This is a genomic window from Parabacteroides chinchillae, assembly GCF_900108035.1.
Lineage (GTDB): Bacteria > Bacteroidota > Bacteroidia > Bacteroidales > Tannerellaceae > Parabacteroides > Parabacteroides chinchillae.
This window is the reverse complement of the sequence record NZ_FNVS01000016.1, coordinates 1-24,735: the sequence shown is the minus strand read 5'-3', so window position 1 is coordinate 24,735 and position 24,735 is coordinate 1. Positions and strand designations below refer to the sequence as shown.

Below are 24,735 nucleotides of genomic sequence, written 5' to 3'. Positions count from 1 at the left end.
CCAAATCATATTAGATTGATTTGCAACTCTTTTCAGAATAAAAATACGGCAATATGTTGTTACTTTCGTTTGAAAGCACTACTTTTGCACCCGGAAAATGACGAATTAATTCAATCGTATTACATAAATAAAAAATATAAAGTATGATCAATTCACAAGACATTAAGAAAGGAACTTGTATTCGTTTAGATGGAAAGCTATATTTCTGCGTGGATTTTCTTCATGTAAAACCAGGTAAGGGTAATACTATCATGCGTACGAAATTGAAAGATATTGTAAATGGCGGTACGCTTGAACGTCGTTTCAATATTGATGAAAAACTGGAAGATGTACGTGTTGAACGCCGTCCCTACCAGTTTTCATATAATGAAGGCGAACATTATCACTTTCTGAATCAGGAAACATGGGAAGATGTTATTATCGATAAAGAACTTATTAATGGTGTTGAATTCATGAAAGAAGGTCAGGTTGTTGATGTTGTTTCGGATGCTTCAACAGAAACTGTTCTTTTTGCTGATATGCCTGTAAAAGTACAATTGAAGGTTACTTATACGGAACCGGGTGTTAAAGGCGATACTGCAACAAACACATTGAAGCCGGCAACAGTGGAAACCGGTACGGAGGTTCGTGTTCCGTTGTTTATTTCTGAAGGTGAAACGATCGAAATCAATACACAGGACGGTTCTTATGTAGGACGTATCCGTTAATACTATATAGAGAAATAGGGGCGGCTAAAAGCCGCCCTTTTCTTTTTTATACCAAATACAAGCTATGAAAATAACAGATTGGGCGATAGAAGATCGTCCGCGTGAGAAATTACTTCATAAAGGAGCATCTTCCTTAAGTGATGCCGAGCTTCTGGCTATTCTGATTGGTTCTGGAAATCTGCAGGAAACGGCAGTTCAACTGTCCCAGCGTATTCTTCATTCTGTTGATAATAATTTGAATGCATTAGGCAAATTGTCCGTAAACGATTTAATCTCATCTTTTAAGGGTATTGGCGAAGCAAAAGCAGTTACAATTGCTGCTGCTTTGGAATTGGGTAAAAGACGCAGAGGTTGTGAACCGGTTCAACGGTTGGTTGTTCAGGAAAGCCGTGCGGCTTATTCTCTTTTTTATCCCTTGCTTTGTGATTTGCCATACGAGGAACTATGGATTGCTTTACTGAATCGTGCAAACAGAGTTATTGAGAAGGTTAAAATTAGTCAAGGTGGAGTGGGGGAAACCCATGCAGATATTCGTCTGATACTGAAAGCAGCTATCCAATCGCTGGCTGCAAGTATTATTCTTTGCCATAATCATCCTTCGGGAGTTACCCAGCCAAGTGCACAGGACGATGCGTTGACACAGCGGCTAAAGCAGGCGGTGCAGTTGGTGGATATCCGTTTATTAGACCACATTATCATATCAGACGACCGGTTTTATAGTTATACGGATGAAGGCAGGCTCTAGTAAAGTAGCTTTTAATAAACTTTTCAATGTATAGAGAGGTTCTTTAGTTAACTATTTCGTAATTTTGCATTTAAATAGAATTAAAATGAACAACGAATTCCTCCAGACAGAAGAAGCTATTGTTACCATGCTTAAAACCGTATATGATCCGGAGATACCGGTAAATGTGTACGATCTTGGCCTTATATATAATGTAGAGATTGACGACGATAAGAATGTTCGTATAGATATGACGCTTACGGCTCCTAATTGCCCTGCAGCCGATTTCATTGTGGAAGATGTCCGTATGAAAGTAGAATCGGTGGACGGTGTGAACAATGTGGAAGTGAACATTGTGTTTGAGCCGGAATGGGATAAAGATATGATGTCTGAAGAGGCTAAGTTGGAACTGGGCTTTTTATAATTCCTCCCGAAAGAAAAATGAACTCCTCCCGAAAGAAAATATATTTTGCTTCGGATGCCCATTTAGGCGCCCGTTTCCACAAAGACCCGTTGGCGGTTGAAAAGAAGTTGGTGCGCTGGTTGGACAGTATAAAAAAAGATGCTGCAGCTGTTTGGCTGTTGGGTGATATTTTCGATTATTGGTACGAGTATAAATATGTTGTTCCGAAGGGACATACGCGTTTTCTTGGTAAATTGGCCGAGTTGTCGGATAATGGAATTGAGATTCATATATTCATTGGAAACCATGATATATGGATGTTTGACTACTTGCCTCAGGAAATAGGCGCTGTCATTCATCGTGAACCGCTTACCATTGATTTATTGGGCAAACGCTTCTTTTTAGCACATGGAGATGAAGTGGATTATCGTAGTAAGCTTTTTCGTCTGATCCGGGCTGTTTTTCGCAATAAATTCTGTCAGTGGTTGTATGCGGGTATTCATCCCCGGTGGACATTTGGTTTTGCCTTAGGTTGGTCATTGAGTAGCCGTAAAAGTGGTTTGAAGAAAGAAGCTCTTAATGGTAATGTAAAAGCATATCAAGGAGAAGCAGGAGAGTACCTGATTTCTTTTGCAAAAGAATATTTGAAGGTGCATCCGGATATAAACTTCTTTGTTTTCGGGCATCGTCATATCATGCTGGATTTAATGTTGTCTAAGACGAGCCGTTTACTTATTACTGGCGACTGGATGCAATATTTCTCTTATATAGAATGGGACGGCGAGTCTCTCTCCTTGAATCAGTTTGAAATAGAATAAAAAAACAGTCCCAACCGATGCCGGGACTGTCTAAACACTAATCCTTTGTGTTTTGTAAGCTGTGAGGATTAGGATTTTATTTGTTTAATATATCCATCGTGTCGGAAGCAATCATATATTCTTCGTCAGTAGGAACAACAATAATAGTAACTTTACTGTCCGGAGCGCTGATTACCATTTCTTCGCCACGCATACCTTCATTTTTCTTCACATCGATTTTCATGCCCATATATTCCATGTTTTCGCAAACAACACGACGGGTTGCCCATTGGTTCTCTCCAACTCCACCAGTCCATACAAGGATGTCGCAACCACCTAAAACAGCTGCATAAGCACCGATATATTTCTTAATACGATAATTGTATACGTTTAATGCCAGGATAGCCTTCTTGTCTCCGTCGGCTATTGCGGCTTCGATTTCACGCATATCGGAAGACAATCCGGAAAGTCCTAGTACGCCGCTTTGTTTGTTTATCAGGTTAGACATGCCTTTAGCATCCAGACCTTCTTTGTCCATCAGGAATGTCAGTGCACCGGCGTCTACGTCTCCGCAACGGGTACCCATCAATAAACCTTCTACCGGAGTTAATCCCATGGAAGTATCTACGCATTTACCGTTTTTGATTGCAGCAATAGAACCTCCGTTGCCTACGTGGGCTGTGATAATACGTTGTTTTTCGTATGGGACGCCTAATATTTCGCAAGCACGTCTTGATACATAACGATGGCTTGTCCCATGGAATCCATAGCGGCGGATACCGTATTTCTTATAAACGGAATAAGGAAGTCCGTACATATAAGCGTAATCCGGCATTGTCTGATGGAAAGCCGTATCGAATACACCTACCTGGCGAATACCCGGAATCAATGAGCTCATCGCACGAATACCTTTCAGGTTAGGAGGGTTATGAAGAGGGGCCAGATCAATACATTCTACCACTTTTCCAATCACTTCGCTTGTGATTTCAACACTTCCGCTGAATGCTTCTCCTCCGTGTACTACCCGGTGTCCAACAGCGTCTATTTCATCATATGATTTGATGCAACCATATTTTTCGTCGGTTAATATGCTTAGAATAAACTGAATTGCGGCATTGTGTTCCGGCAATTCTTTTTCCAAGATCACTTTTTCTCCATTAGGCAATGTGAATTTGAGAAAAGAACCGGGTAATCCCAGTTTCTCGACACCGCCTTGAGCCAGTACTTCATGTTTGTCCATGTCAAACAATTTGTACTTTACAGAAGAACTTCCGCAGTTAAGAACTAATATCTTCATGTGTTTATATTGTTATTTTGTGATTCTTACTTTTTTGTAGCTTTCAAACCTATCGATTGGTTGCAGGCTATAGCAACCATCTTGTAAATATCGTCTACCGAACAGCCACGTGACAGATCGTTTACAGGAGCAGCCATTCCTTGAAGGATAGGGCCTACAGCTTCTGCATCTCCAAGGCGTTGTACAAGTTTATAAGCAATATTGCCTACTTCCAGAGTAGGGAATACCAATACATTTGCTTTGCCGGCAACTTCACTACCCGGTGCTTTTAAAGATGCTACCTTTTCAACTAATGCAGCATCAGCCTGAAGTTCACCGTCAATTTTCACGTTCGGAGCCATTTCTTTGGCCATCTTGGTAGCTTCTACAACTTTGTCTACCATTTCGTTTGAAGCACTTCCTTTGGTAGAGAAGCTTAACATGGCAACCTGAGGTTCCATACCTACGATATCCCGTGCTGTTGCAGCTGTTGCGATTGCAATGCTGGCCAGTTCGGGAGCTGTGGGGTTAGGCATTACAGCACAATCGGCAAATACAAGTATGCCGTTTTTACCGTATTCCTGTTTTTTTGTGAACATGATAAATGCACCTGAAACGCAGCTCATACCCGGAGCTGTTTTTATAATTTGTAATGCAGGACGCAAAACATCGCCTGTTGTGTTTTGGGCGCCGGCGATTTCTCCATCGGCATCTCCCGATTTGATCATCAAACAGGCAAGAAACAACGGTTCTTCAACCAATACGGCTGCTTTCTCCGGAGTCATGCCCTTTTTCTGACGTAATTGGAAAAGCAAATCGGCATAAGCTGCCTTCTTTGCATGATTTTTAGGGTCGACGATGGTTGCTTCGTTAATGTGGTTCAATCCAAAATCTGTAGCAAGTTTTTTAATTTCGTTGGGATTGCCGATCAATACAATGTCTGCTACTTTGTCGGCCAATAAGCGGTCGGCTGCTTTCAGAGTTCTTTCCTCTGTTCCTTCGGGAAGAACAATGCGCTGCTTGTTAGCTTTAGCGCGTGCAATGATGTCTTGCATTAAGTCCATAATAGGAATTTTTATATTATTTTGTAATTGTCACCGTAATCGGTTACAAAAGTATACAATAATGCAATATGGAGTTTGCAAAACGAGCAAAAGAATTACATGTTAAGTTGTCACTTTCAGAACTTTTAACAATAGTTTATCACTTCCCGTTCGCCTGAGAGTATTTGTTGGAGCTCTTCTGCAGTCACATTCACACTTAGCTTACCTTTGTGGGCTACTGATATTTTTCCGCGTTCTTCCGAAACAATGATAACGAGGGCATCTGTTTCGAGTGACATGCCTAATCCTGAGCGATGCCGCAATCCCATATCTTTGGGTAGGGAAGCGTTTTGTGCGACAGGAAGGATGCAGCCTGCTGCTTTGATACGGTTGTCTGCAATGATCATGGCTCCATCATGTAGAGGGCTGTTTTTGAAGAAAATATTTTCTATCAGGCGTGCATTAACATCGGCATTAAACATTTCCCCTGTATGTTCGTATACCGATAAGTCGATATCCTGTTGAATGACAATCAATGCTCCTGTTTTTTTACGTGCCATATTCATACAGGCAAGTACAACCGGTGCTATGAACTTACCTTCTTTTTCTTTGGTTTCATCCTTTTTCGAAAACAATTTGCCCAAGAATTTCCATCCGCGGTGTGAGCCTAGAGCCACCAGAAAGCGCCGTATTTCGTCTTGAAATAAAATAACCAGTACCAGAAACCCTACACTGATGAACTTATCGAGTATGGCTCCCATCAGTCTCATTTCCAGAACTTGCGAAACGAGTATCCATACTATAATAAATGAAACGACGCCACTGAAGATTGCCAGTGTACCCGAACTTTTCATTAATTTATAAGTCTGGTACAGGAAGAAGGCTACCAGTAGTACATCAATCAAATCTTTTATGCCAAAGTGCATCCACATAATAATAATAGATCGTTTACAGTTGACAATTGACAGTTAGTTTCTCTGTAATTCTGACAGCTTCTACGGCGGCTCTTACATCATGCACACGTAGAATATCAGCGCCGTTGAGCAAAGCAAATGTATTTAAAACAGTTGTCCCGTTCAAACTTTCGGTTGGCGTTCCGCCCAGATATTTATAAATCATGCTTTTACGCGAAATACCAACTAGTAACGGTAGTCCGAATAATCCGAATTCTTTCAAATTGCTCATTAGTTCATAGTTCTGGTCCACTGTTTTACTGAAACCAAAACCGGGATCCAGTATAATATCGTTAGCTCCCATCAAGTGCAGGCGTTTCACCTTTTCTGCAAAATATTGTATGATTTCGCTCATCATGTTTGTGTAGTTTGTATGCTGTTGCATGGTTTTGGGTGTGCCTCGCATGTGCATCATGATATAAGGAACACGCAAATCGGCAACGGTTTCAAACATGTTTGGGTCTAATTCGCCGGCTGATATATCATTTATAATAGCCACCCCGTATCGTTCTATGCAACGGCGTGCAATATCTGCACGGAACGTATCTACCGAAATAATAACATCCGGGTACTGTTTGTTCAATATTTCCAGAGCCATTTGCAGTCTTTTCATCTCTTCTTCGGAAGAAACGTCTATTGCATCCGGACGGGATGAATATCCTCCTATGTCAATTATCGTTCCACCTTCTTCCAGGATTGTTTGTATGCGCTTTTCTATCTCAGCTTCCGATTGTTTCCGGCTTCCGGCATAAAAAGAATCGGGTGTGATATTCAATATCCCCATGACTATAGGCTTTTTCAGGGAAATGAGAGTGCCTTTAATATTGAGTGTTTTATAATTCATCTTTATAATCGGTAACAAACAATTTCCTACAAAAGTACGGAAATAATATAATATGCGTTACTTTTGCTATCCAATAAAATGCTAATAATGCTATGAATATTTCAGAACTATACGAATTGTTTTTACATAATCCGAAGATTACAACTGATAGTCGTAATTGCCCCAGAGGATCATTGTTCTTTGCTTTAAAAGGCGACAAGTTTGACGGGAACCAATATGCGGCGAAAGCTTTGGATTCCGGTTGTTCGTATGCTATAATAGATAATCCGGCCTATGTTACCGGCGAGCGTACTATATTGGTGAATGATGTGTTAGTCACTCTTCAACAGTTGGCTCATCGTCACCGTAAAATTTTAGGTATTCCTGTTATTGGAATTACGGGAACAAATGGCAAGACAACGACAAAAGAGATACTGGCAGCAGTTCTTTCTACAAAATATAACTTGCTTTATACGGAAGGAAACCTGAATAACCATATCGGTGTTCCTCTTACTCTGTTACGTTTGAATCATGATCATGAAATGGCCGTGATAGAGATGGGAGCCAGCCATCCGGGAGATATAAAAGAACTGGTTAATATCGTTCAGCCGAATTACGGAATTATTACAAATGTTGGACGGGCACATCTGGAAGGTTTTGGTTCTTTTGAAGGTGTGGTTAAGACAAAAGGAGAGCTTTACGATTATATGCGTGCCAGCAAAGGGAAAATATTCATCAAAAAAGAAAATGCCGATTTACAGGCTATAGCCAAAGGTATTGAACAGATTACTTATGGCGAAAGTGAAGAAGCATTTGCTTCGGGGCATGTGGTTAGCTGCAACCCTTTGTTAGTATTTGACTGGAAGCAACAAGGTAAGATACATACGGTAGAGACTCACTTGATAGGTGCTTATAATATAGACAATGTTTTGGCTGCAGTTGCAGTAGGACGTTATTTTAAGATTCCGGCTGAGCGTATTAGCCGTGCTATTGCTAACTATGAACCGACAAATAATCGTTCGCAATTGAAAGAAACCGGGCATAACAAACTGATTATCGATGCTTATAACGCCAACCCCAGCAGTATGAAGGTGGCTTTGGAAAATTTTGCTTCTATGCCGGTATACCCGAAAGCGGTTATACTTGGTGATATGAAGGAGTTAGGACCGTCTAGTGATGAACTGCATACGGAAATAGTAGAATTGGTAAAAGCCGCTAAGTTTGATAAAGTATATCTTTGTGGTGATCATTTTGCAAAAGTTGGAAAAGAGTTTTCTCCTTTTGTGGAAACTGAAGAGCTAATAACAAGCCTCCGGGAGCAACCTTTGAAAGGATATCACATCCTGATTAAAGGGTCTCACGGGATGGCTTTGGAAAAAACGATAGAGTTTCTATAACGTAAATAGCAGCCCTCGCTTTCCGCTGAAAGACGGGCTGCTATTTTAAGTTAGGAATAAAGTTTTGGTGATATTTTTATCTTAAAAAAACAGGAAGATTACCAAACTTGTTTCACGACAAAAATAATATCGGAATATTACAAAATGATTTCATTTTTTGTACAGTCTTGTTAAATGTCTACTTTTGTTCAATCATATTAAAAACCAATAGATATGGCTCAATACAAACGAATTCTTTTAAAATTAAGCGGCGAATCGCTGATGGGTGGCAAGCAATATGGCATAGACGAAGTCCGGTTGAATGAATATGCTTCTCAGATTAAAGAGATTGCTGAAATGGGTGTACAAATAGGTATCGTTATAGGCGGTGGAAATATTTTTCGTGGTTTGAGTGGTGCATCTAAAGGATTTGACAGGGTAAAAGGCGACCAGATGGGTATGTTGGCAACCGTAATCAACAGCCTGGCACTTAGTTCGGCTCTGGTTGCACAAGGAGTGAAGGCAAAGGTGCTTACTGCTATCCGTATGGAGCCGATTGGCGAATTTTATAATAAATGGCGTGCTATTGAATTGCTGGAACAAGGCAATGTCGTTATCATGTCGGGCGGTACAGGAAATCCGTTCTTTACTACAGATACAGGTTCTTCTCTGCGGGGGATTGAAATAGAGGCGGATGTCATGCTGAAAGGAACCCGGGTGGATGGTATTTACACCGCTGATCCGGAAAAAGACCCTACGGCAACAAAGTTCTCTGAAATTACGTATGATGAAATTTATACCCGTGGATTAAAGGTTATGGATTTGACCGCTACTACCATGTGCAAAGAAAATAACCTGCCTATTATCGTATTCGATATGGATACAAATGGTAATCTGAAAAAAGTAATGAGCGGGGATAATATAGGTACGCTGGTACACAATTAGTGTTTTTACTAAGTCATCCCGGTCATTTTATAAAACCATCCCGATGATTTTGTAAAATGACCGGGATGACTTAGCACTCTTCTTTAAACTGCCTGGCGGCAGTATCTGGAAATGTCAATTCTGTAAATCTTTTCAACCTTCTCTGATGATAGTTATGAAGCAACCGTTTAAACTTTTTCTTTCCATTACTGTACTGGCATCTTGCTTATTCTCGTGTACCACATCCGAGAAGAATGATAAAAAGTTCGTAATCGGTCTTTCGCAGTGCATGCTGGATGATGCGTGGCGCCAAGCTATGCTGAAAGAGATGGAAATAGAGGCATCCAACTACGATAATCTGGAAATTATAATCAAAGATGCACATAGCGACAACAGCACCCAGATACGCCAGATCAGAGAATTGATAAACGAGAAGGTGGATGTGTTAATCATCTCCCCATTCCAGTCGCAGCCCATCACCGAAGCGGCCGAGGAGGCTTACCGCGCCGGAATCCCTACGATTATTACAGACCGGAAAGTAAACACAGACCTTTATACCACCTTTGTGGGTGCAGACAACTACGAAATAGGCTACGAGGCCGGAAAATATGCTTCCAGATACCTGCCTCCCAAAGCAACAATCCTGGAGATATGGGGATTGGCAAGCTCGTCGCCTGCGCAAGAACGCCATCAGGGATTTATAGATGCTCTGGTTAAACGCTCCGATCTTTATTTCCGTAAAGTGGAGGGAGAATGGGTCTATGATACTGCCAGAGTACGTCTGGCTTCATTGGAATGGCCTTTCAACGTTGATTTTGTATATTCTCACAACGACATGATGGCCATTGCCGCCCGCGAATATTTTTTGGAAAAAGATTCCGTATTAGGGGACAGCCTGCCTATTATTGGAGTGGATGCCGTACCCGGGGCCGGTTTGGAAGCCGTTGCCGACGGACGCATCAATGCCTCTTTTTTATATCCTACAGGTGGCGAGCAGGTGCTCCGTACCGCTGTGAAAATATTGAACGGCGAGCCGGTGGATAAATTTATCCCTCTGCAAACGGGCGAGATCGATAAGTCCGCTGCCCACTCCATGCTGATTCAGGCATCGCGCTTGCTGAACTACCAGAGACGTATCGAGCAGCAGCGCGGCAATATAGAATCCTTGCTCAATCGTTTCCAATTTCTGCAAGGCTCGCTCTGGATCATCACAACACTGATGATAGGCTTCGTTCTCCTTTCTTTTTACGTCTTTTCCATTAACCGGAAGATGAAAAGGAAGAACCGGGAGCTGCGCGAAATCAACCGTAAAGAAGAAGAACAACGCCAGAAACTCATCTCCCTTAATGCCGAGATCAAGGAGGTGACTGCCCAGAAGCTACAATTCTTTACCAACGTTTCGCACGAAGTACGTACTCCCCTCACGCTGATACTGGGCCCGCTGGATCGCCTGATGGGGTTGATGCACGACTCTCCCTACCTGCCCGATCTGCAATTGATACAGAAAAATGCGAACCGGCTGTATCGCGTAATCAATCAGATACTGGACTTCCGCAAGATAGAAAACAAGCAGGAGAAATTGAAGATACGGCAGACCGAGATTGTTTCGTTTGCCAGCGAAGTAAAGTCATATTTCGATAGCATGGCCGTAGTACGCCACATTACCTACACTTTTGCCTCGGGCGTGAAGTCGCAGGAGATATGGATCGATCCGGATAAGATAGAGAAGGTTTTGATGAACCTTCTTTCGAACGCCTTTAAATTCACCCCCGATGGTGGGAGCATAGCTGTCGAAGTGGCCGATGCGGGAGAGTGCATACATATTAGCGTGAAAGATACCGGACAGGGCATCTCTGCCGAGAAAATCCCTTATTTGTACGACCGTTTTTATACCGAGAATGCTACAGAGGGAACTGGCATCGGGCTTCACCTGGCCAGGGAATATATGTTGATGCACAATGGAGACATCAGGGTGGATAGCCTGCCCGGAAAAGGAACAACGTTTATTGTCAACCTGTATAAGGAGAAAAAGCATTTTGTTGATGCCGATGTAACCGAAGTGCCGCAAATGGCTTGCGATGCTGCTATGCTCGACAATACCGGCGAGAAGGAAATGCTTTCCCGGAAATATCCTTACACCATTCTGGTGGTGGAAGATGACAACGAAGTGTGTACCTTCTTGAAAGAAGGGCTGAGCGAGAATTTTAGTGTGGTAACCGCTTCCAACGGCGTGGAAGCTCTTCATGTTTTGCAACATGAAGATATTGCCATATCCTTTGTTCTTAGCGATGTGATGATGCCCGGCATGAATGGCTTCGACCTGTGTCGCACCATCAAAACTACCCTTTCGTGCAGTCACCTTCCGGTGATGCTGCTTACGGCTCTTTCTGACGAACGGCAGCAGAAGCATGGAATTTCGGGTGGAGCCGACGATTATATACAGAAACCTTTCAATATGGATTTTGTCAAGCTCAAAATCATCCGTGTGTTGGAAGAGCGTGAGCGTTTGCGCGAACAACTCCTCCGAAAGCTGGAAAACGGCAATCTGCTGCTCGACAAACCGGGTAAACCCGAAAGCATGGACGATGCGTTTATGCGCCGCTTTGTAGAGCGTATTGAAGAGGGCTATCCCGATCCTGATTACAACGTGGAAAAACTGAGCGATATGCTAGGCTTGTCGCGCGGACACCTCTACCGCAAGATAAAGGAGCTTACCGGAACCACACCGGTGGACTTCCTGCGCAATTACCGTCTTTCGAAGGCCGCTGCGCTGCTTCGCGAACGGAGATACACGGTGAGCGAGATAACGTATCGCACCGGATTTTCGTCGCCGGCCTATTTTACCAAGTGCTTTAAGGCTGTGTACGATGTAACGCCTACCGAATTTGTGTAGGATACAGCCCCGTCGATAGTTGTTTTTGTTGCATTTTTGTGTCGGGCGGACTCAGTGAACGCTGACATATTATTTTGTCTCCGTATCAATTTTCAAAGTTTCCCAAAAGACGATATTATTATCTTTATATCCTTGCAAAGATAATAATATCGTCTTTTTATAATGTTTGTACCCATCTGATGAGAGAAAAATTGTCTTCCCGGAAACTTTGTAGGTTGGTTGTGCTTTTCATAAAGCGGAGACGTGTTTTATGTTAATGGAAGCAATGGTAGTACTTTTGGCCGGATATCAAATTTGTATTATTACTGTAACAAATGTAGCATTCTGCGTCCGATGTTACATTTGTAATATATCCTGGTTGTTTTGTTATCAACTCCGTATAAATGGCGCGTCTATATTTGCCGCATATCAATTTTTTGGATCTAGTTATTATTGTTGAACTATTAAATTTAATCTTTATGAAGAGATTGCCGCTTGCAAAGTGGTGCTTCTGGGTTGCCCTGCTATTTATTACGCAATCCATGTACGCACAGCAGATTTCGGTAAAAGGTACAGTTATTTCGGGAACGGACAACTTCCCTATAATTGGTGCTTCTGTAGTTGAAAAAGGAACTACAAACGGAACCATCACCGATTTGGATGGAAACTTTACTCTCTCAGTGCCCAAAGGGGCAACAATTCAGATCAGCTATGTAGGTTTCATTACACAAGACATGGCTGTAACGTCAAACAAAGCGCTCAACATTATTCTAAAAGAAAACGTACAGGCATTGTCTGATGTGGTAGTTACCGGATATTCTTCCCAAAAGAAAGCCGATTTGACCGGTGCCGTATCCGTTGTGAAAATGGACGATATCAAAGATATCAACAGCAGTAATGCTATCAAGTCTTTGCAGGGACGCGTACCCGGTCTTAGTATAAAGAATACCGGTCAGCCTAACGGCGACGTGGATGTTAAGATTCGTGGAGTCTCTACTTTGGGAAACAGCAAACCTCTATATATTATAGACGGTATTCCCAGCACCCGCTCGATGAATGAAATTGCTACTTCCGACATCGAATCTATTCAGGTTTTGAAAGATGCTTCTGCTGCCACTATCTACGGATCGCGTGCTGCCACGGTGTTATTATCGTAACAACCAAGAAAGGCAAAGCTGGTGGTACACATGTAGACTTCCGTGCTTCCGTAACGGCTCAGCAATGGCAACGTTCGGTTGATTTGTTGAATGCCGAAGAATACGGTTTGGTTAATTTCCGTGCAGGTGTTAACGACGGTTCTATCCTGAACACAACAACCTTGAGCAACGGACAACCTAACACAGGTATGAACAAATATACATATATGTATGACGTTGCCTGGAATAACGGTATTCCTACTTTGAATAACATTATTATGCCCGAATTCCTTGACGTAGCCGGCACTCCGGTGATGCGTGCAGGCGACACGGACTGGGTGAAGGAAATCAGCCGCACAGGTTTGATGCAGAACTATAACGTAACTGTTACTTCAGGTACCGACAAAGGACGTGCTTTGTTCTCCGTAGATTATTATGGCAACAACGGTACGGTGAAAGGTACTTACTTCGACCGTGTAACTGCCCGTATCAATAGCGACTATAAACTGATTAACGACCGCGTTACTATCGGCGAGAACCTGTCTTTGTCTAAAACACGCAGTTCTGTTATCAGCGACCGTACTTTGCAGGAAGGTGCAAAGAATATCCAGTCTATCGTTCCTATCCATTCACTGGACGGCGGTTGGGGTGGTCCTGCCAGCAACATGAGTGACCGTCAGAATCCGGTTCGCCTGATTGAAGATAACAAACAGAACCATGAAGATGTATTCCGCATCTTTGGCGACGTTAACTTGACAGTAGATATTTTGAAGGGGCTTACTTTCCGTTCTAAATTCGGTATCGACTATACCGGTTGGTGGAAGCGCGATATGCAGAAGACATATCAGTCCGGTTTCATGTCTGACAAGACTGCGCGTTTGAATACATATGCAAATTATGGCGGTAACTGGATTTTGAGTAACACGTTGCAATATAAATTAGACCTGGGCAAGAGTAACTTTGATATCCTGGTTGGTCAGGAAATGTTGAAATACAGACTGGAAGATATGAGTGCCGGCCGCGATGGTTTCTTACTGGAAAATGAAGATTATATGTATTTGTCTGTTGGCGATGGCAACTTGCGTAATGGCGGTGGTGCTACGGCTTATGCTCTTTCTTCTTTCTTCGGAAAGATCAACTATAGCTTCGATAATAAGTATCTGGCTTCTGTAACTGTTCGTCGTGACGGTTCTTCACGATTCGGTGCTAACAACCGTTGGGGTACTTTCCCAGCATTCTCTTTAGGATGGCGTGTTAGTGAAGAAGGTTTCTTTGAAGGTGCAAAGAATGTTGTTTCAGACTTGAAACTTCGTTACGGTTGGGGTATGACAGGTAATCAGGAAATAGACAATTATGCTTCATACGGTTTGTACCAGGCCCGTTACTTTACAGACCCTGCTTTCAACCGCGACCAGGGTACGGCTTACGATATCACAGGTGCAGGACAGGGAGAACTTCCTTCAGGTTTTGTGCGTACACAATTGCAGAATCCTGATTTGAAATGGGAAGCTACCACACAGAATAATGCCGGTATCGATTTCGGCTTGTTCAACCAGATGTTCACCGGTTCTGTAGACTACTTCTTTAAGAAAACAAACGACATCCTCGTTAAGCCTCCTTATATTGCAACAATTGGCTTCGGTGGAGACCGTTGGGTGAACGGGGCTAGTATGGAGAACAGCGGTTTTGAATTCTTGCTTACTTTCAATAAGAAAATTGGTGAGGTAGAACTGAATATTTCCGGTAACATTGCCAGCTATCGTAACAAGATTACAAAATTACCGGAAGACGTAATCAATTCTTATGCCGGTAACGGTAACGACCAGACAATTCTGGGACGTCCCTGGAAATCTTTGTTCGGTTATGTAGCCGACGGTATTTTCCAGAATCAGGAAGAAGTAGATGCTCACGTAGGCCAGCCGGGTAAAGGTGTGGGACGTATCCGCTACAAAAACTTGAATGGCGATAATGTGATCAACGATGAAGACCGTACATGGTTAGGCGTAGAAGATCCGGACTTCCTGTATGGTCTGAACCTGAGTGCAACCTGGAGAAACTTCGACGTTTCAATGTTCTGGAACGGACAGGTAGGCTCTCATGCAAATGTAAATAGCATTAAGGCGTTTACCGACTTCTACGGTTTCTTTGGCGGACAAAATTATGGTGCCCGTTTGCTGGACGCTTGGAGCCCTGCGAATCCTAACTCTACGATTCCTGCTGTTTCGGCAAACAATGTAAATGATGAAGGCCGTTTCTCTACATACTTTATCGAAAATACTTCTTTCTTGAAGCTGGCTAACTTCGAGATTGGTTATACTTTGCCGAAGGCTTGGCTGCAGGCAGCACGTATGCAGAATGCACGTATTTATGTATCCGGACAGAACTTGTTGACAGTTAAGAAGGGCTGGGGCGATAATGCCTTTACGGGTGTAGACCCTGAAACACCAGATTTCGCATATCCGGTTCCGCGTGCTTTCACTTTGGGTGTTAATGTTTCATTTTAAAACTAATTAGCGAATACAATTATGAAGACTTTTAAATATATGACATTGGCAGCTGCCTTGCTGCTTCCTATGGCAGCTTGCGACTCTTTCCTGGATGTCAATCCGCAGGGGGTTGCCAGCACGGACGACCTGAATACCGTGGAAAATATAGAAAAAATGGTCATTGCTGCTTACTCTGCATTGGGTAACGACAACTTTAGCGATGGTATGCATGCATACTGGCCTTATGGCGATTTGCGTGCAGGGGATGCTTATAAAGGAGGTGCCGGTACTGGTGATATGGGCGACTTCCATCTTTTTGAAACGTTTGTTTATCTGCGTGACGATAATGGCTATCTGGATAAAAAATGGTATAATGAATATGTCTGTATAGCCCGTACTAATGACGCTTTGTCTCGTATCAATGCGATGGATGCAACTGTATTCCCTCTGAAGACTACACGTGAAGCCGAAGTACGTTTCTTGCGTGCACACTTCTATTTCGACCTGAAGATATTATTCAAACAGATGCCTTGGATTGATGAGAACGATAAGACTGAGGATTATATCAATATTTCCAACGTTGAATATACCGACAAGCAACTTTGGGATATGATTATTGCCGAATTCCGCTTTGCTGCCGAAAATCTGCCGGAAAAACAAGCGGAGATTGGACGTATTAATAAGAGCATTGCCCAGGCTTATCTGGCAAAAGCGCTCTTGTATGCAGCATACGAACAGGACGAAAAGAATAATGTCGTTAATATAGACAAAACAAAGTTGCAGGAGGTAGTAACTCTTTGCCAGGGATTGTCGGGCAAATATTCTTTAACTTCCGATTTTGCTGAAAACTTCCTTTGTGAAACTGAAAACGGACGCGAATCTGTATTTGCCGTACAATTCTCAACTGGCGACGGAACACTATACGGCCGTTTGGATTGGGGTGCAATGTTGAATTATCCGATGAATCCTGAATATGGATGCTGTGGTTTCCACTCCCCTTCCCAGAATATGGTGAACGCATTCCAGACAGACGATAATGGCCTTCCTTTGTTTGATACTTATAACAACAACGACTTGAAGAATGCCGAAGATTTGTTGAAATACAACATTGACCCGCGTTTGAATCATACGGTAGCTATTCCGGGTGCTCCTTATAAGTATAACCCCGAGTTTATCTTTGAAGCAAGCTGGACCCGTGATCCGAATACATACGGAAACTTCATGTCTATGAAAGAAGTTGTGTTGCCTGATTGCCCTTGTTTTGCTTTCTCATTACCGTTTATGTCAAGCTCTAAGAACCGCGATATTATTCGTTACGACGATGTTCTTTTGTGGGAAGCTGAAGCTTTGATCGAATTAGGCCGTCAAAACGAAGCATTACCTATTATAAATTCTCTTCGTGAAAGGGCAGCTAAGAGTACGGCACGCTTGGTGGATGTTCAGGGCGATCCTACGGGAAAGTTCAAGATTGCCACCTATCAGCCCGGTGTAAATTGTCCGGCATGGACGCAAGACTTTGCACGTAAAGCATTACGTTGGGAACGACGCTTGGAATTGTCTCAGGAAGGTTCGCGTTTCTTTGACCTGGTTCGTTGGGGTATTGCTGACAAAGAAGTGAATAGCTACTTTGCTACGGAAAAAACACGCCGTACCTATATGGGTGAAGCGAAGTTCACAAAGAACAAGGATGAGTATTTCCCAATTCCGAAGAATCAGATTAACTTTAGCAAGAAATTGTATAAACAAAACTACGGTTGGTAAACAAAGTTTGTGATAAGCAGGCTTTTGATAGTCTGCTTATCTTTCATTTATAATATCTCTTTAATTCTAAATACGTATAACGCATGAATTACAGTAAATTGTTGACTTTAACAGGTGCCATGTTAACCCTGTCCTGCATAGTGAGTGCAGAAGATATCAAGATGAAAATTACTAAGAAATATTTGAATCTTCCTGTCTCCCAGAAGGTAGACCGCGCCGTAATGACATTAAGCGCAGATGGTAAAGAGCAGGCTTTTGATATACGCCTGGCACCCGCCAACCCAGACTATTGGGTGTTCTGCGATGTCTCTCAATATAAAAATAAGAATATAGTTATCTCTTATAAAGGAGATAATACCGGGATGGATAAGATATATCAGGCCGATGAAGTTGCCGGACACGAAAATATGTACAAAGAAGAAAACCGTCCTTTAGTACATTACACGCAACGCAGAGGCTGGAATAATGACCCGAACGGTCTGCTTTATTATGATGGCGAATATCATTTGTTCTATCAGCATAACCCGTATGAACGTGAATGGGGTAATATGCATTGGGGACACGCGGTAAGTAAAGACCTTATTCATTGGGAAGAACTTCCGGTAGCCCTGTATCCGGACGAACACGGAACGATGTTCTCTGGTTCTGCTGTGATAGACTACAATAATACGGCTGGTTTTAATAAAGGTAATACACCGGCTATGGTAGCTATCTATACTGCCGATCAACCGCAGAAACAGGTGCAGTGTATCGCTTATAGCCTGGATAAAGGACGTACGTGGACGAAATATAAAGGAAATCCGGTGATAGACTCGTTTGACAAGTGGCAATCACGGGATACCCGCGACCCGAAAGTATTTTGGTACGCACCGGGTAACAATTGGGTTATGATCCTGAATGAACGCGATGGGCACTCAATTTATAATTCGTCTAACTTGAAAGATTGGACATTCCAGAGTCATGTGACCGGTTTCTGGGAATGCCCTGAACTGTTTGAACTGGCAGTGGATGGCAATCCTGACAATAAAAAATGGGTAATGTACGGAGCTTCGGGAACCTATATGATCGGTTCTTTTGACGGAAAGACTTTTACACCGGAAGCCGGTAAATATTATTTCACTTCAGGTGCTATCTATGCAGCGCAAACATTTACTAATATACCTGAAAGTGACGGACGCCGCATACAGATTGGTTGGAGTAACATAGACCATGCAGGCATGCCGTTCAAAGGTACAATGACGCTGCCTACTTCTTTATCTTTACGTACCACTAAAGATGGTGTCAGATTATTCAGCGAGCCTGTAAAAGAGGTGGAAATGCTACAAACGAAAGCGTTTGACAGAAAAGACCTGACAGTTCAGCAAGCAAGCAAGATGTTGCAGCCGTATAACAATGCCGGAGCTCTTCGTATACGTACCACATTGAAGTTGTCTCATGCAACCAGTGCAGGCCTGAACCTGTTTGGACAACGTTTATTAGATTATGATATGAATTTTAATCGCGTAAACGGAGTATTCTATTCCCCTGAAGACAGAACAAGCATGGAAATCACTGTTGATATTATTCTGGACAAGACAATGGTGGAAGTATATGTAGATGGCGGTGCCTACGCTTATTACATGGAACGTAAAGCTGATCCGAACAATAAGGAAGGATTCCATTTCTGGGGTCATAATATTGAAGTGAAGAACCTTGAGGTTTATATGCTTCAGTCCATTTGGAAATAACAACAATCTGATAAAACACAAACAAATGAAAGGTTTATTACATTGTGCACTGGCTGCCGTTATCGGATTTACAGCCTGTACGGGAAACAAAACAAATAAAAATACTGAAACAGCGGAGGTAACTTCGCTGTTTCAGGAAAAATACCGTCCGCAAATTCATTTTTCACCGGCGGAACATTGGATGAACGACCCGAATGGAATGGTGTATTATGAAGGAGAATATCATCTTCTTTACCAGCATTATCCCGAGAAGTCTGTTTGGGGACCTATGCACTGGGGACATGCGGTAAGTAAAGATTTGGTACACTGGGAACATTTGCCTATTGCCTTGTATCCGGATAGCCTTGGATATATTTTCTCGGGAAGTGCAGTGGTAGACTGGAATAATACATCCGGTTTCGGAACAAAAGAGAATCCTCCGTTGGTAGCTTTCTTTACTTATCATAATCCGGATATAGAACAAGCCAAAGAAATTGAAGTCGAATCTCAGGCTATTGCTTATAGTACGGATAAGGGTCGTACGTGGACGAAATATGATAAAAATCCGGTGATTAAGAATCCGGGTATTCGTGATTTCCGCGATCCGAAAGTAATCTGGCATGAAGCGAGCAAACGGTGGATTGTAGCTTTGGCTTCGGGACAAGAGATACGTTTCTATTCTTCTCCGGATTGTAAAGACTGGACTTACCTGAGTAATTTTGGCAAAGGATACGGCTGTCATGACGGAGTGTGGGAATGTCCGGATTTGATTCCTTTGAAAGTAAAAGGATCGGATGAGACTAAATGGGTTTTGATTGTAAATATTAATCCGGGTGGTCCGGCCGGCGGTTCTGCCACACAATATTTTGTAGGAGATTTTGATGGTAAAACATTTACCAGCAACCAGAAAAAGACATTTTGGATGGATCACGGACGCGATAATTATGCAGGAGTGACTTGGTCTGATGCACCGGATGGTCGCCAAATTCTGATAGGTTGGATGAATAACTGGCAGTATGCAGGTGATAAACCGTGTGTTAAATGGAGTGGCGCAGCTACTTTGCCCCGCGAATTAGGTTTGGTCAAAGATGGGCCGGTTTATTTATTGACTTCGGAGCCGGTAAAAGAAATAAGTACTTTGTATGGTGAATCCGTAGACCTGAAAGATATTAATGTCAGTAAATCGGAAGTACTGTCTGATAAGTTCGATTTTGCAAAAGCTCCGATTGAGCTTAAACTGACTTTTAACCAGGAAAATAATACCCGGTTGGGTTTTGCTTCCCGTTATGGTGTACGATTGAAGAATGGAAAAGGCGAATATATAACCATAGGATATGAGAATGTAGACAAATTGTTTTATGTAGATCGTACGAATGCAATAGGAGAAGTTTTTTCAGATAAGTTTGCCTCTATCCATTCGACACCTTATATTGTTAATACGCCGACTGTAGAATGGACATTGTTGATAGATGTAGCTTCTGTGGAATTTTTTACGGCAGAAGGCCGTATTGCCATAACGGATGTGTTTTATCCGTCCGAACCATTTGATACGATAGAAGTCTTTACGGAAAATGGAGATATACAAATAACAGAAGCTAAAATTACAGAGTTACATTCAATTTGGAAATAGATATAAATTTATACTCATGAAAAAGAATAAACCAGTAGTGGCAGGCATTGGCGAACTCCTGTGGGATGTGCTTCCCACAGGAAAAAGGGCTGGCGGTGCTCCTATTAATTTCGTGTATCATGCTACCCAGTTAGGAGCGGAAGGATATGCTATCAGTGCAGTAGGCAATGATGTTTTTGGTACGGAAATTTTACAGGAACTGGATAAGAACCACATCAGTTATTATATCAGCACAGTAGAATATCCTACAGGTAGTGTTATGGTGGAGTTGAAAGACGGAATACCTTCTTATACTATTATAGAGGGGGTAGCCTGGGATCATATACCACTTACACAAGATGCGATCGATTTGATGAAGAGAACTGATGCCGTATGCTTCGGAACTTTGGCACAACGCGCTCCTGAATCGAGGGAGACTCTTCGTACATTACTGAGCTATATACCGGAAGATTCTTTGCGCTTTTTTGATATAAACATCCGCCAGTCTTATTATTCCAGAGAGCTTATAGACTCATTGCTTGAACAAGCTAATGTGTTTAAAATAAATGATGAGGAACTGGAATTGCTCCGTTCAATGTTCAGCTTGGAAGGTTCGGTTGATGATGTTTGCAACTGGTTTATGGAAGCTTATTCTCTGAAGTATCTTATTTTAACTGCCGGTGCCGATTTCAGCACGATATACTCTACGGGAGAAAAATCTACGATTCCTACCCCTAAAGTAAAGGTTGCAGATACTGTTGGAGCCGGCGATTCTTTTTCCGGTGCATTTGTTTATTCCATATTAACAGGCAAGTCTCTGCGTGAAGCTCACCAAAAAGCTGTTGAGACAGCTGCGTTTGTTTGTACACAGGAGGGGGCATGGCCTCCATATCCAAATAAAGAATAATGAGTATGAAAGAAAAAGGAATGTCGTGGAAGTTGATCCCGGTGATGCTTACGTTCTTCACTATGGGATTTGTTGATTTGGTAGGAATCGCTTCCAATTATATAAAAGCGGATTTGAACTTGACAGACTCGGAAGCAAATATTTTCCCGTCTTTAGTGTTTTTCTGGTTCTTGATCTTTTCTGTTCCAACAGGAATGTTGATGAATAAGATCGGGCGAAAAAAGACTGTGCTGTTAAGTTTGGTTGTAACTTTTCTTTCGTTGCTGATTCCTGTTTTCAGTGATACATATATGGTAATGCTTGTTTCCTTCTCTTTGTTGGGTATAGGAAATGCATTGATGCAAACATCACTGAATCCATTACTTTCAAATATAGTCAATGGAGATAAACTGGCAAGTACTCTTACTTTCGGACAGTTTATAAAAGCAATTGCATCGTTCCTGGCGCCTTATATTGCTATGTGGGGGGCAACAATGGCTATACCTTCTTTCGGCTTGGGATGGAGAGTGTTGTTTCCTATTTATATGGTAATAGCAGTGGTTGCTGTTTTCTTATTGGGGGCAACTTCTATCTATGAAACAAAAGAAGAAGGAAAGCCTTCTACATTCGGAGAATGTTTGGCATTGCTGGGTAAGCCGTTTATTTTGCTATGCTTTATTGGTATTATGTGTCATGTGGGTATTGATGTAGGTACAAATACTACAGCCCCGAAGATTTTGATGGAACGTCTGGGTATGACTTTGGCTGATGCAGGTTTTGCTACCAGTTTATATTTTATTTGCCGTACGGCCGGATGTTTTTCGGGTGCGTTTATTATGCGGAAAATATCTCCTAAGTCATTTTTTATTTTCAGTGTGGTACTGATGCTGATAGCTATGGTTGGTTTATTCTTGTTCCATTCATTGTCTATTATATATATATGTATAGGCTTGATCGGCTTTGGAAATTCGAATGTTTTTTCCATTATATTCTCCCAGGCTTTACTTTATATGCCGAATAAACAGAATGAAGTTTCAGGACTTATGATTATGGGACTATTCGGAGGAACAATATTCCCGTTATTGATGGGAATTGCTTCAGACATGATGGCCTCACAGACAGGAGCCGTGGCTATTTTGAGTATTGGAGTTATTTATCTGCTCTATTTATGGAGAAAGCTGAATTAAGATAACTATTTCTTTGCCCTTTGTCATAGAGGGGCAACCCCTTTATAAAATGATCCCGATGTTTTTTTAAAATCATCGGGATCATTTTATTAAATCACCTCGATGATTTCAAACCGTTTTTTTAATCATTTTATTTGATAAACAGTATATTTGTATAATATGGTTATAAGATGAACACGAAAACACTAATAAGTTGTTGCCATGTGAAAAAGTAAACAAAAATATTACTGTCATGAAAAGATCATTTACAATTGTAGCAATAATTCTGTTTGTTATGTCAGGGTGTGGAGGGAACAAACAGTCAACAAATGAGCTCGTCATAGTTGATGTTACAAAGAATTATCCTGAAAAGGAACTGATATTACAGGATTTTATGGATGTGGAATACATCCCGTTGGAAACAAATGATGAGTTTGTTACCCAAGGTAAAGTAATGGCCGTTGGTGCAGAAGTTATATTAATAACAAACTGGATCAACGATGGGAATTTGTTTGTTTTTGATAGAAAAACCGGCAAAGGCTTGAAGAAGATAAACAGGAAGGGGGAAGGTGGCGAAGAATATGTGGGTATTACTGAGATTGTCCTGGATGAAGCAAACAAGGAAATATTTGTTATAGCCTACACCGGAAGTAAAATCTCAGTATATGATCTAGACGGAAATTTTAAAAGGAGTTTCAAAGCCGCAGGTACGGATTCTCATATAAATACATTTAATTACGACCGGGAAAATTTGATTTCTTATGTACCGGATAATAGTCTGGAAAACCCGTCAAACGTCATACATCCATATTATTTAATCTTTTCCAAGCAGGATGGAAGTATCACCCGGAAAATATCAATTCCTTTTGATGAAATTAAAAGCCCGGTCGCAAGAGACGGGGAGGCTTGGGTTGTTCCAGTACCAACTGCTGTGTACCAAATAATTCCGGATCATGTCAGTTGGGTACTTATGGAGACATCATCCGATACCATATACCACTATTTGCCGGATGCTAATACGACAATCCCCCTTATCGTAAGAACCCCCTCCATACACACCATGGATCCTCCTGAATTATTTCTTATACCAAGCGTTTTTACCGACCGTTATTATTTCATGAGCCTGTTGAAAGCGGAATTTAACTTTGCAATAGGGAGAGGGTTTCCATCTTCCGGATTGATGTACGATAAGCTGGAAAATTCTTTATTCATACCTAAAATATACAATGGTGATTATACCAGCAAAAGAGAAGTGGATATGACGTCGAGACCTTTAGATCAGGAATTCATAATCGGACAGTCATTACAAGCCCACGAACTTGTCGAGGCCTACGGGAAAGGACAACTGAAAGGCAAACTGGAAGAAATTGCAGCCGGATTGAATGAAGAATCAAACCCGGTAATTATGTTGGCTAAGTATAGGAAATAAACATAAATAGGGGCGATCAAAATATAATATTCTGAATGTATAAATAAAATTGAATGGAAACCTTAACATCAAAAAAGAACTAAAGCAAATAAAAATAGCGATGTAAGCAACTTATGTAATATATCAGAGGATGACAATACTATAGTTATATCTGTTGAATGACTGCTACTAATTGGTTTTTAATTTAATGACATTTTAATGACATTATCTTAATAGGCTTGTTTATGGTATTTTAATCCATTAGTTTTGGAAAAATAAATAATTTAACCTTAGATGTCTCATATATGCCTATAAACTACTCTTCAATATTATATATAGGAACACAGGAAGGACTGGATACTTGTTCAAGAGAAATATCCGGCTATCTGGCTAAGTTGTTATCTGCCCATTATCAACTTCATCTGTTGGGAGATTTGTTTTCTGAGCAAAGCTATGAACAGGGACAATCTTACGATCTGATTATCATTCAAAATTCGCTTAGCCTTATACGCTATAGAAAACAGCTTAAGCGGTTGGGTAAATCTCCTGCATTGTTTATTGCTACAACGAACCGTTTAGATAGTTACATTGCTCCGTTTAAAAATCTGTATGGAGTACTGAATATGAGTGATGCAGCCTTGCCGGCTTTTGGTATACCGGAAGAAATGATGCTTCATTT

At 41.7% G+C, this 24,735-nt stretch carries 20 protein-coding genes; 16 read left to right on the top strand and 4 right to left on the bottom strand.

Annotated elements, in window-relative coordinates:
• Positions 1-143: 143 nt before the first annotated feature.
• From efp to C4S38_RS12420, 4 genes are all read left to right on the top strand, one after another.
• Entirely contained in the window at positions 144-707 is a 564-nt protein-coding gene (gene efp, locus C4S38_RS12435; RefSeq protein WP_099463753.1) for an elongation factor P, read from the top strand.
• A 64-nt stretch (positions 708-771) separates the two neighbouring features.
• On the top strand, positions 772-1,452 hold the full coding sequence (gene radC / locus C4S38_RS12430; RefSeq protein WP_103983980.1) for a RadC family protein: 681 nt from the start codon (positions 772-774) through the stop codon (positions 1,450-1,452).
• Between the two features lie 85 nt (positions 1,453-1,537).
• The gene (locus C4S38_RS12425; protein WP_103983979.1) at positions 1,538-1,855 is read left to right on the top strand and encodes an SUF system Fe-S cluster assembly protein; all 318 of its coding nucleotides are present in this window, start codon (positions 1,538-1,540) and stop codon (positions 1,853-1,855) included.
• 17 nt (positions 1,856-1,872) lie between these two features.
• Positions 1,873-2,652, top strand: coding sequence for a UDP-2,3-diacylglucosamine diphosphatase (locus C4S38_RS12420; protein ID WP_103983978.1), 780 nt, complete (start codon positions 1,873-1,875; stop codon positions 2,650-2,652).
• 76 nt (positions 2,653-2,728) lie between these two features.
• Here C4S38_RS12420 and C4S38_RS12415 read toward each other — a convergent pair whose 3' ends face one another.
• From C4S38_RS12415 to folP, 4 genes are all read right to left on the bottom strand, one after another.
• Positions 2,729-3,928, bottom strand: a complete 1,200-nt coding sequence (locus C4S38_RS12415; RefSeq protein WP_103983977.1) for an acetate kinase — start codon at positions 3,926-3,928, stop codon at positions 2,729-2,731.
• 26 nt (positions 3,929-3,954) lie between these two features.
• Positions 3,955-4,971, bottom strand: a complete 1,017-nt coding sequence (pta, locus tag C4S38_RS12410; RefSeq protein WP_103983976.1) for a phosphate acetyltransferase — start codon at positions 4,969-4,971, stop codon at positions 3,955-3,957.
• A gap of 125 nt (positions 4,972-5,096) precedes the next feature.
• On the bottom strand, positions 5,097-5,882 hold the full coding sequence (gene cdaA / locus C4S38_RS12405) for a diadenylate cyclase CdaA (protein WP_103983975.1): 786 nt from the start codon (positions 5,880-5,882) through the stop codon (positions 5,097-5,099).
• Between the two features lie 16 nt (positions 5,883-5,898).
• Positions 5,899-6,747: a dihydropteroate synthase gene (gene folP / locus C4S38_RS12400; protein WP_103983974.1), complete on the bottom strand. Its 849-nt coding sequence runs from the start codon at positions 6,745-6,747 to the stop codon at positions 5,899-5,901.
• 92 nt (positions 6,748-6,839) lie between these two features.
• On the opposite strand from folP, the gene C4S38_RS12395 reads away from it, so the two are divergent.
• The 12 genes from C4S38_RS12395 to C4S38_RS12345 all read left to right on the top strand — a co-directional run.
• Positions 6,840-8,123 carry a UDP-N-acetylmuramoyl-tripeptide--D-alanyl-D-alanine ligase gene (locus C4S38_RS12395; RefSeq protein WP_103983973.1) on the top strand — a complete coding sequence of 428 codons (1,284 nt, stop codon included), beginning with the start codon at positions 6,840-6,842 and terminating at the stop codon, positions 8,121-8,123.
• Between the two features lie 213 nt (positions 8,124-8,336).
• On the top strand, positions 8,337-9,047 hold the full coding sequence (gene pyrH, locus C4S38_RS12390; protein ID WP_103983972.1) for a UMP kinase: 711 nt from the start codon (positions 8,337-8,339) through the stop codon (positions 9,045-9,047).
• Between the two features lie 154 nt (positions 9,048-9,201).
• Positions 9,202-11,919: a hybrid sensor histidine kinase/response regulator transcription factor gene (locus C4S38_RS12385; protein ID WP_103984028.1), complete on the top strand. Its 2,718-nt coding sequence runs from the start codon at positions 9,202-9,204 to the stop codon at positions 11,917-11,919.
• 458 nt (positions 11,920-12,377) lie between these two features.
• Positions 12,378-13,055, top strand: a complete 678-nt coding sequence (locus C4S38_RS16095; RefSeq protein ID WP_234999372.1) for a TonB-dependent receptor plug domain-containing protein — start codon at positions 12,378-12,380, stop codon at positions 13,053-13,055.
• The gene (locus tag C4S38_RS12380; RefSeq protein ID WP_317044665.1) at positions 12,980-15,538 is read left to right on the top strand and encodes a SusC/RagA family TonB-linked outer membrane protein; all 2,559 of its coding nucleotides are present in this window, start codon (positions 12,980-12,982) and stop codon (positions 15,536-15,538) included. The genes C4S38_RS16095 and C4S38_RS12380 overlap by 76 nt, the downstream gene beginning before the upstream one ends.
• A gap of 21 nt (positions 15,539-15,559) precedes the next feature.
• Complete coding sequence (locus C4S38_RS12375) at positions 15,560-17,281, top strand: RagB/SusD family nutrient uptake outer membrane protein (protein WP_103983971.1); 1,722 nt, start codon at positions 15,560-15,562, stop codon at positions 17,279-17,281.
• Between the two features lie 119 nt (positions 17,282-17,400).
• Positions 17,401-19,008: a DUF4980 domain-containing protein gene (locus tag C4S38_RS12370; protein ID WP_394340854.1), complete on the top strand. Its 1,608-nt coding sequence runs from the start codon at positions 17,401-17,403 to the stop codon at positions 19,006-19,008.
• Positions 19,009-19,033: 25 nt separating this feature from the next.
• The gene (locus C4S38_RS12365; protein ID WP_103983969.1) at positions 19,034-20,617 is read left to right on the top strand and encodes a glycoside hydrolase family 32 protein; all 1,584 of its coding nucleotides are present in this window, start codon (positions 19,034-19,036) and stop codon (positions 20,615-20,617) included.
• Positions 20,618-20,633: 16 nt separating this feature from the next.
• The gene (locus tag C4S38_RS12360) at positions 20,634-21,503 is read left to right on the top strand and encodes a carbohydrate kinase family protein (protein WP_103983968.1); all 870 of its coding nucleotides are present in this window, start codon (positions 20,634-20,636) and stop codon (positions 21,501-21,503) included.
• Positions 21,504-21,508: 5 nt separating this feature from the next.
• Positions 21,509-22,669, top strand: a complete 1,161-nt coding sequence (locus C4S38_RS12355) for an MFS transporter (protein ID WP_103984027.1) — start codon at positions 21,509-21,511, stop codon at positions 22,667-22,669.
• Positions 22,670-22,901: 232 nt separating this feature from the next.
• Positions 22,902-24,077 carry a 6-bladed beta-propeller gene (locus tag C4S38_RS12350; RefSeq protein ID WP_103983967.1) on the top strand — a complete coding sequence of 392 codons (1,176 nt, stop codon included), beginning with the start codon at positions 22,902-22,904 and terminating at the stop codon, positions 24,075-24,077.
• A gap of 284 nt (positions 24,078-24,361) precedes the next feature.
• A partial coding sequence (locus C4S38_RS12345) for a hypothetical protein (RefSeq protein WP_146059484.1) occupies positions 24,362-24,735 on the top strand: 374 nt, incomplete at its 3' end.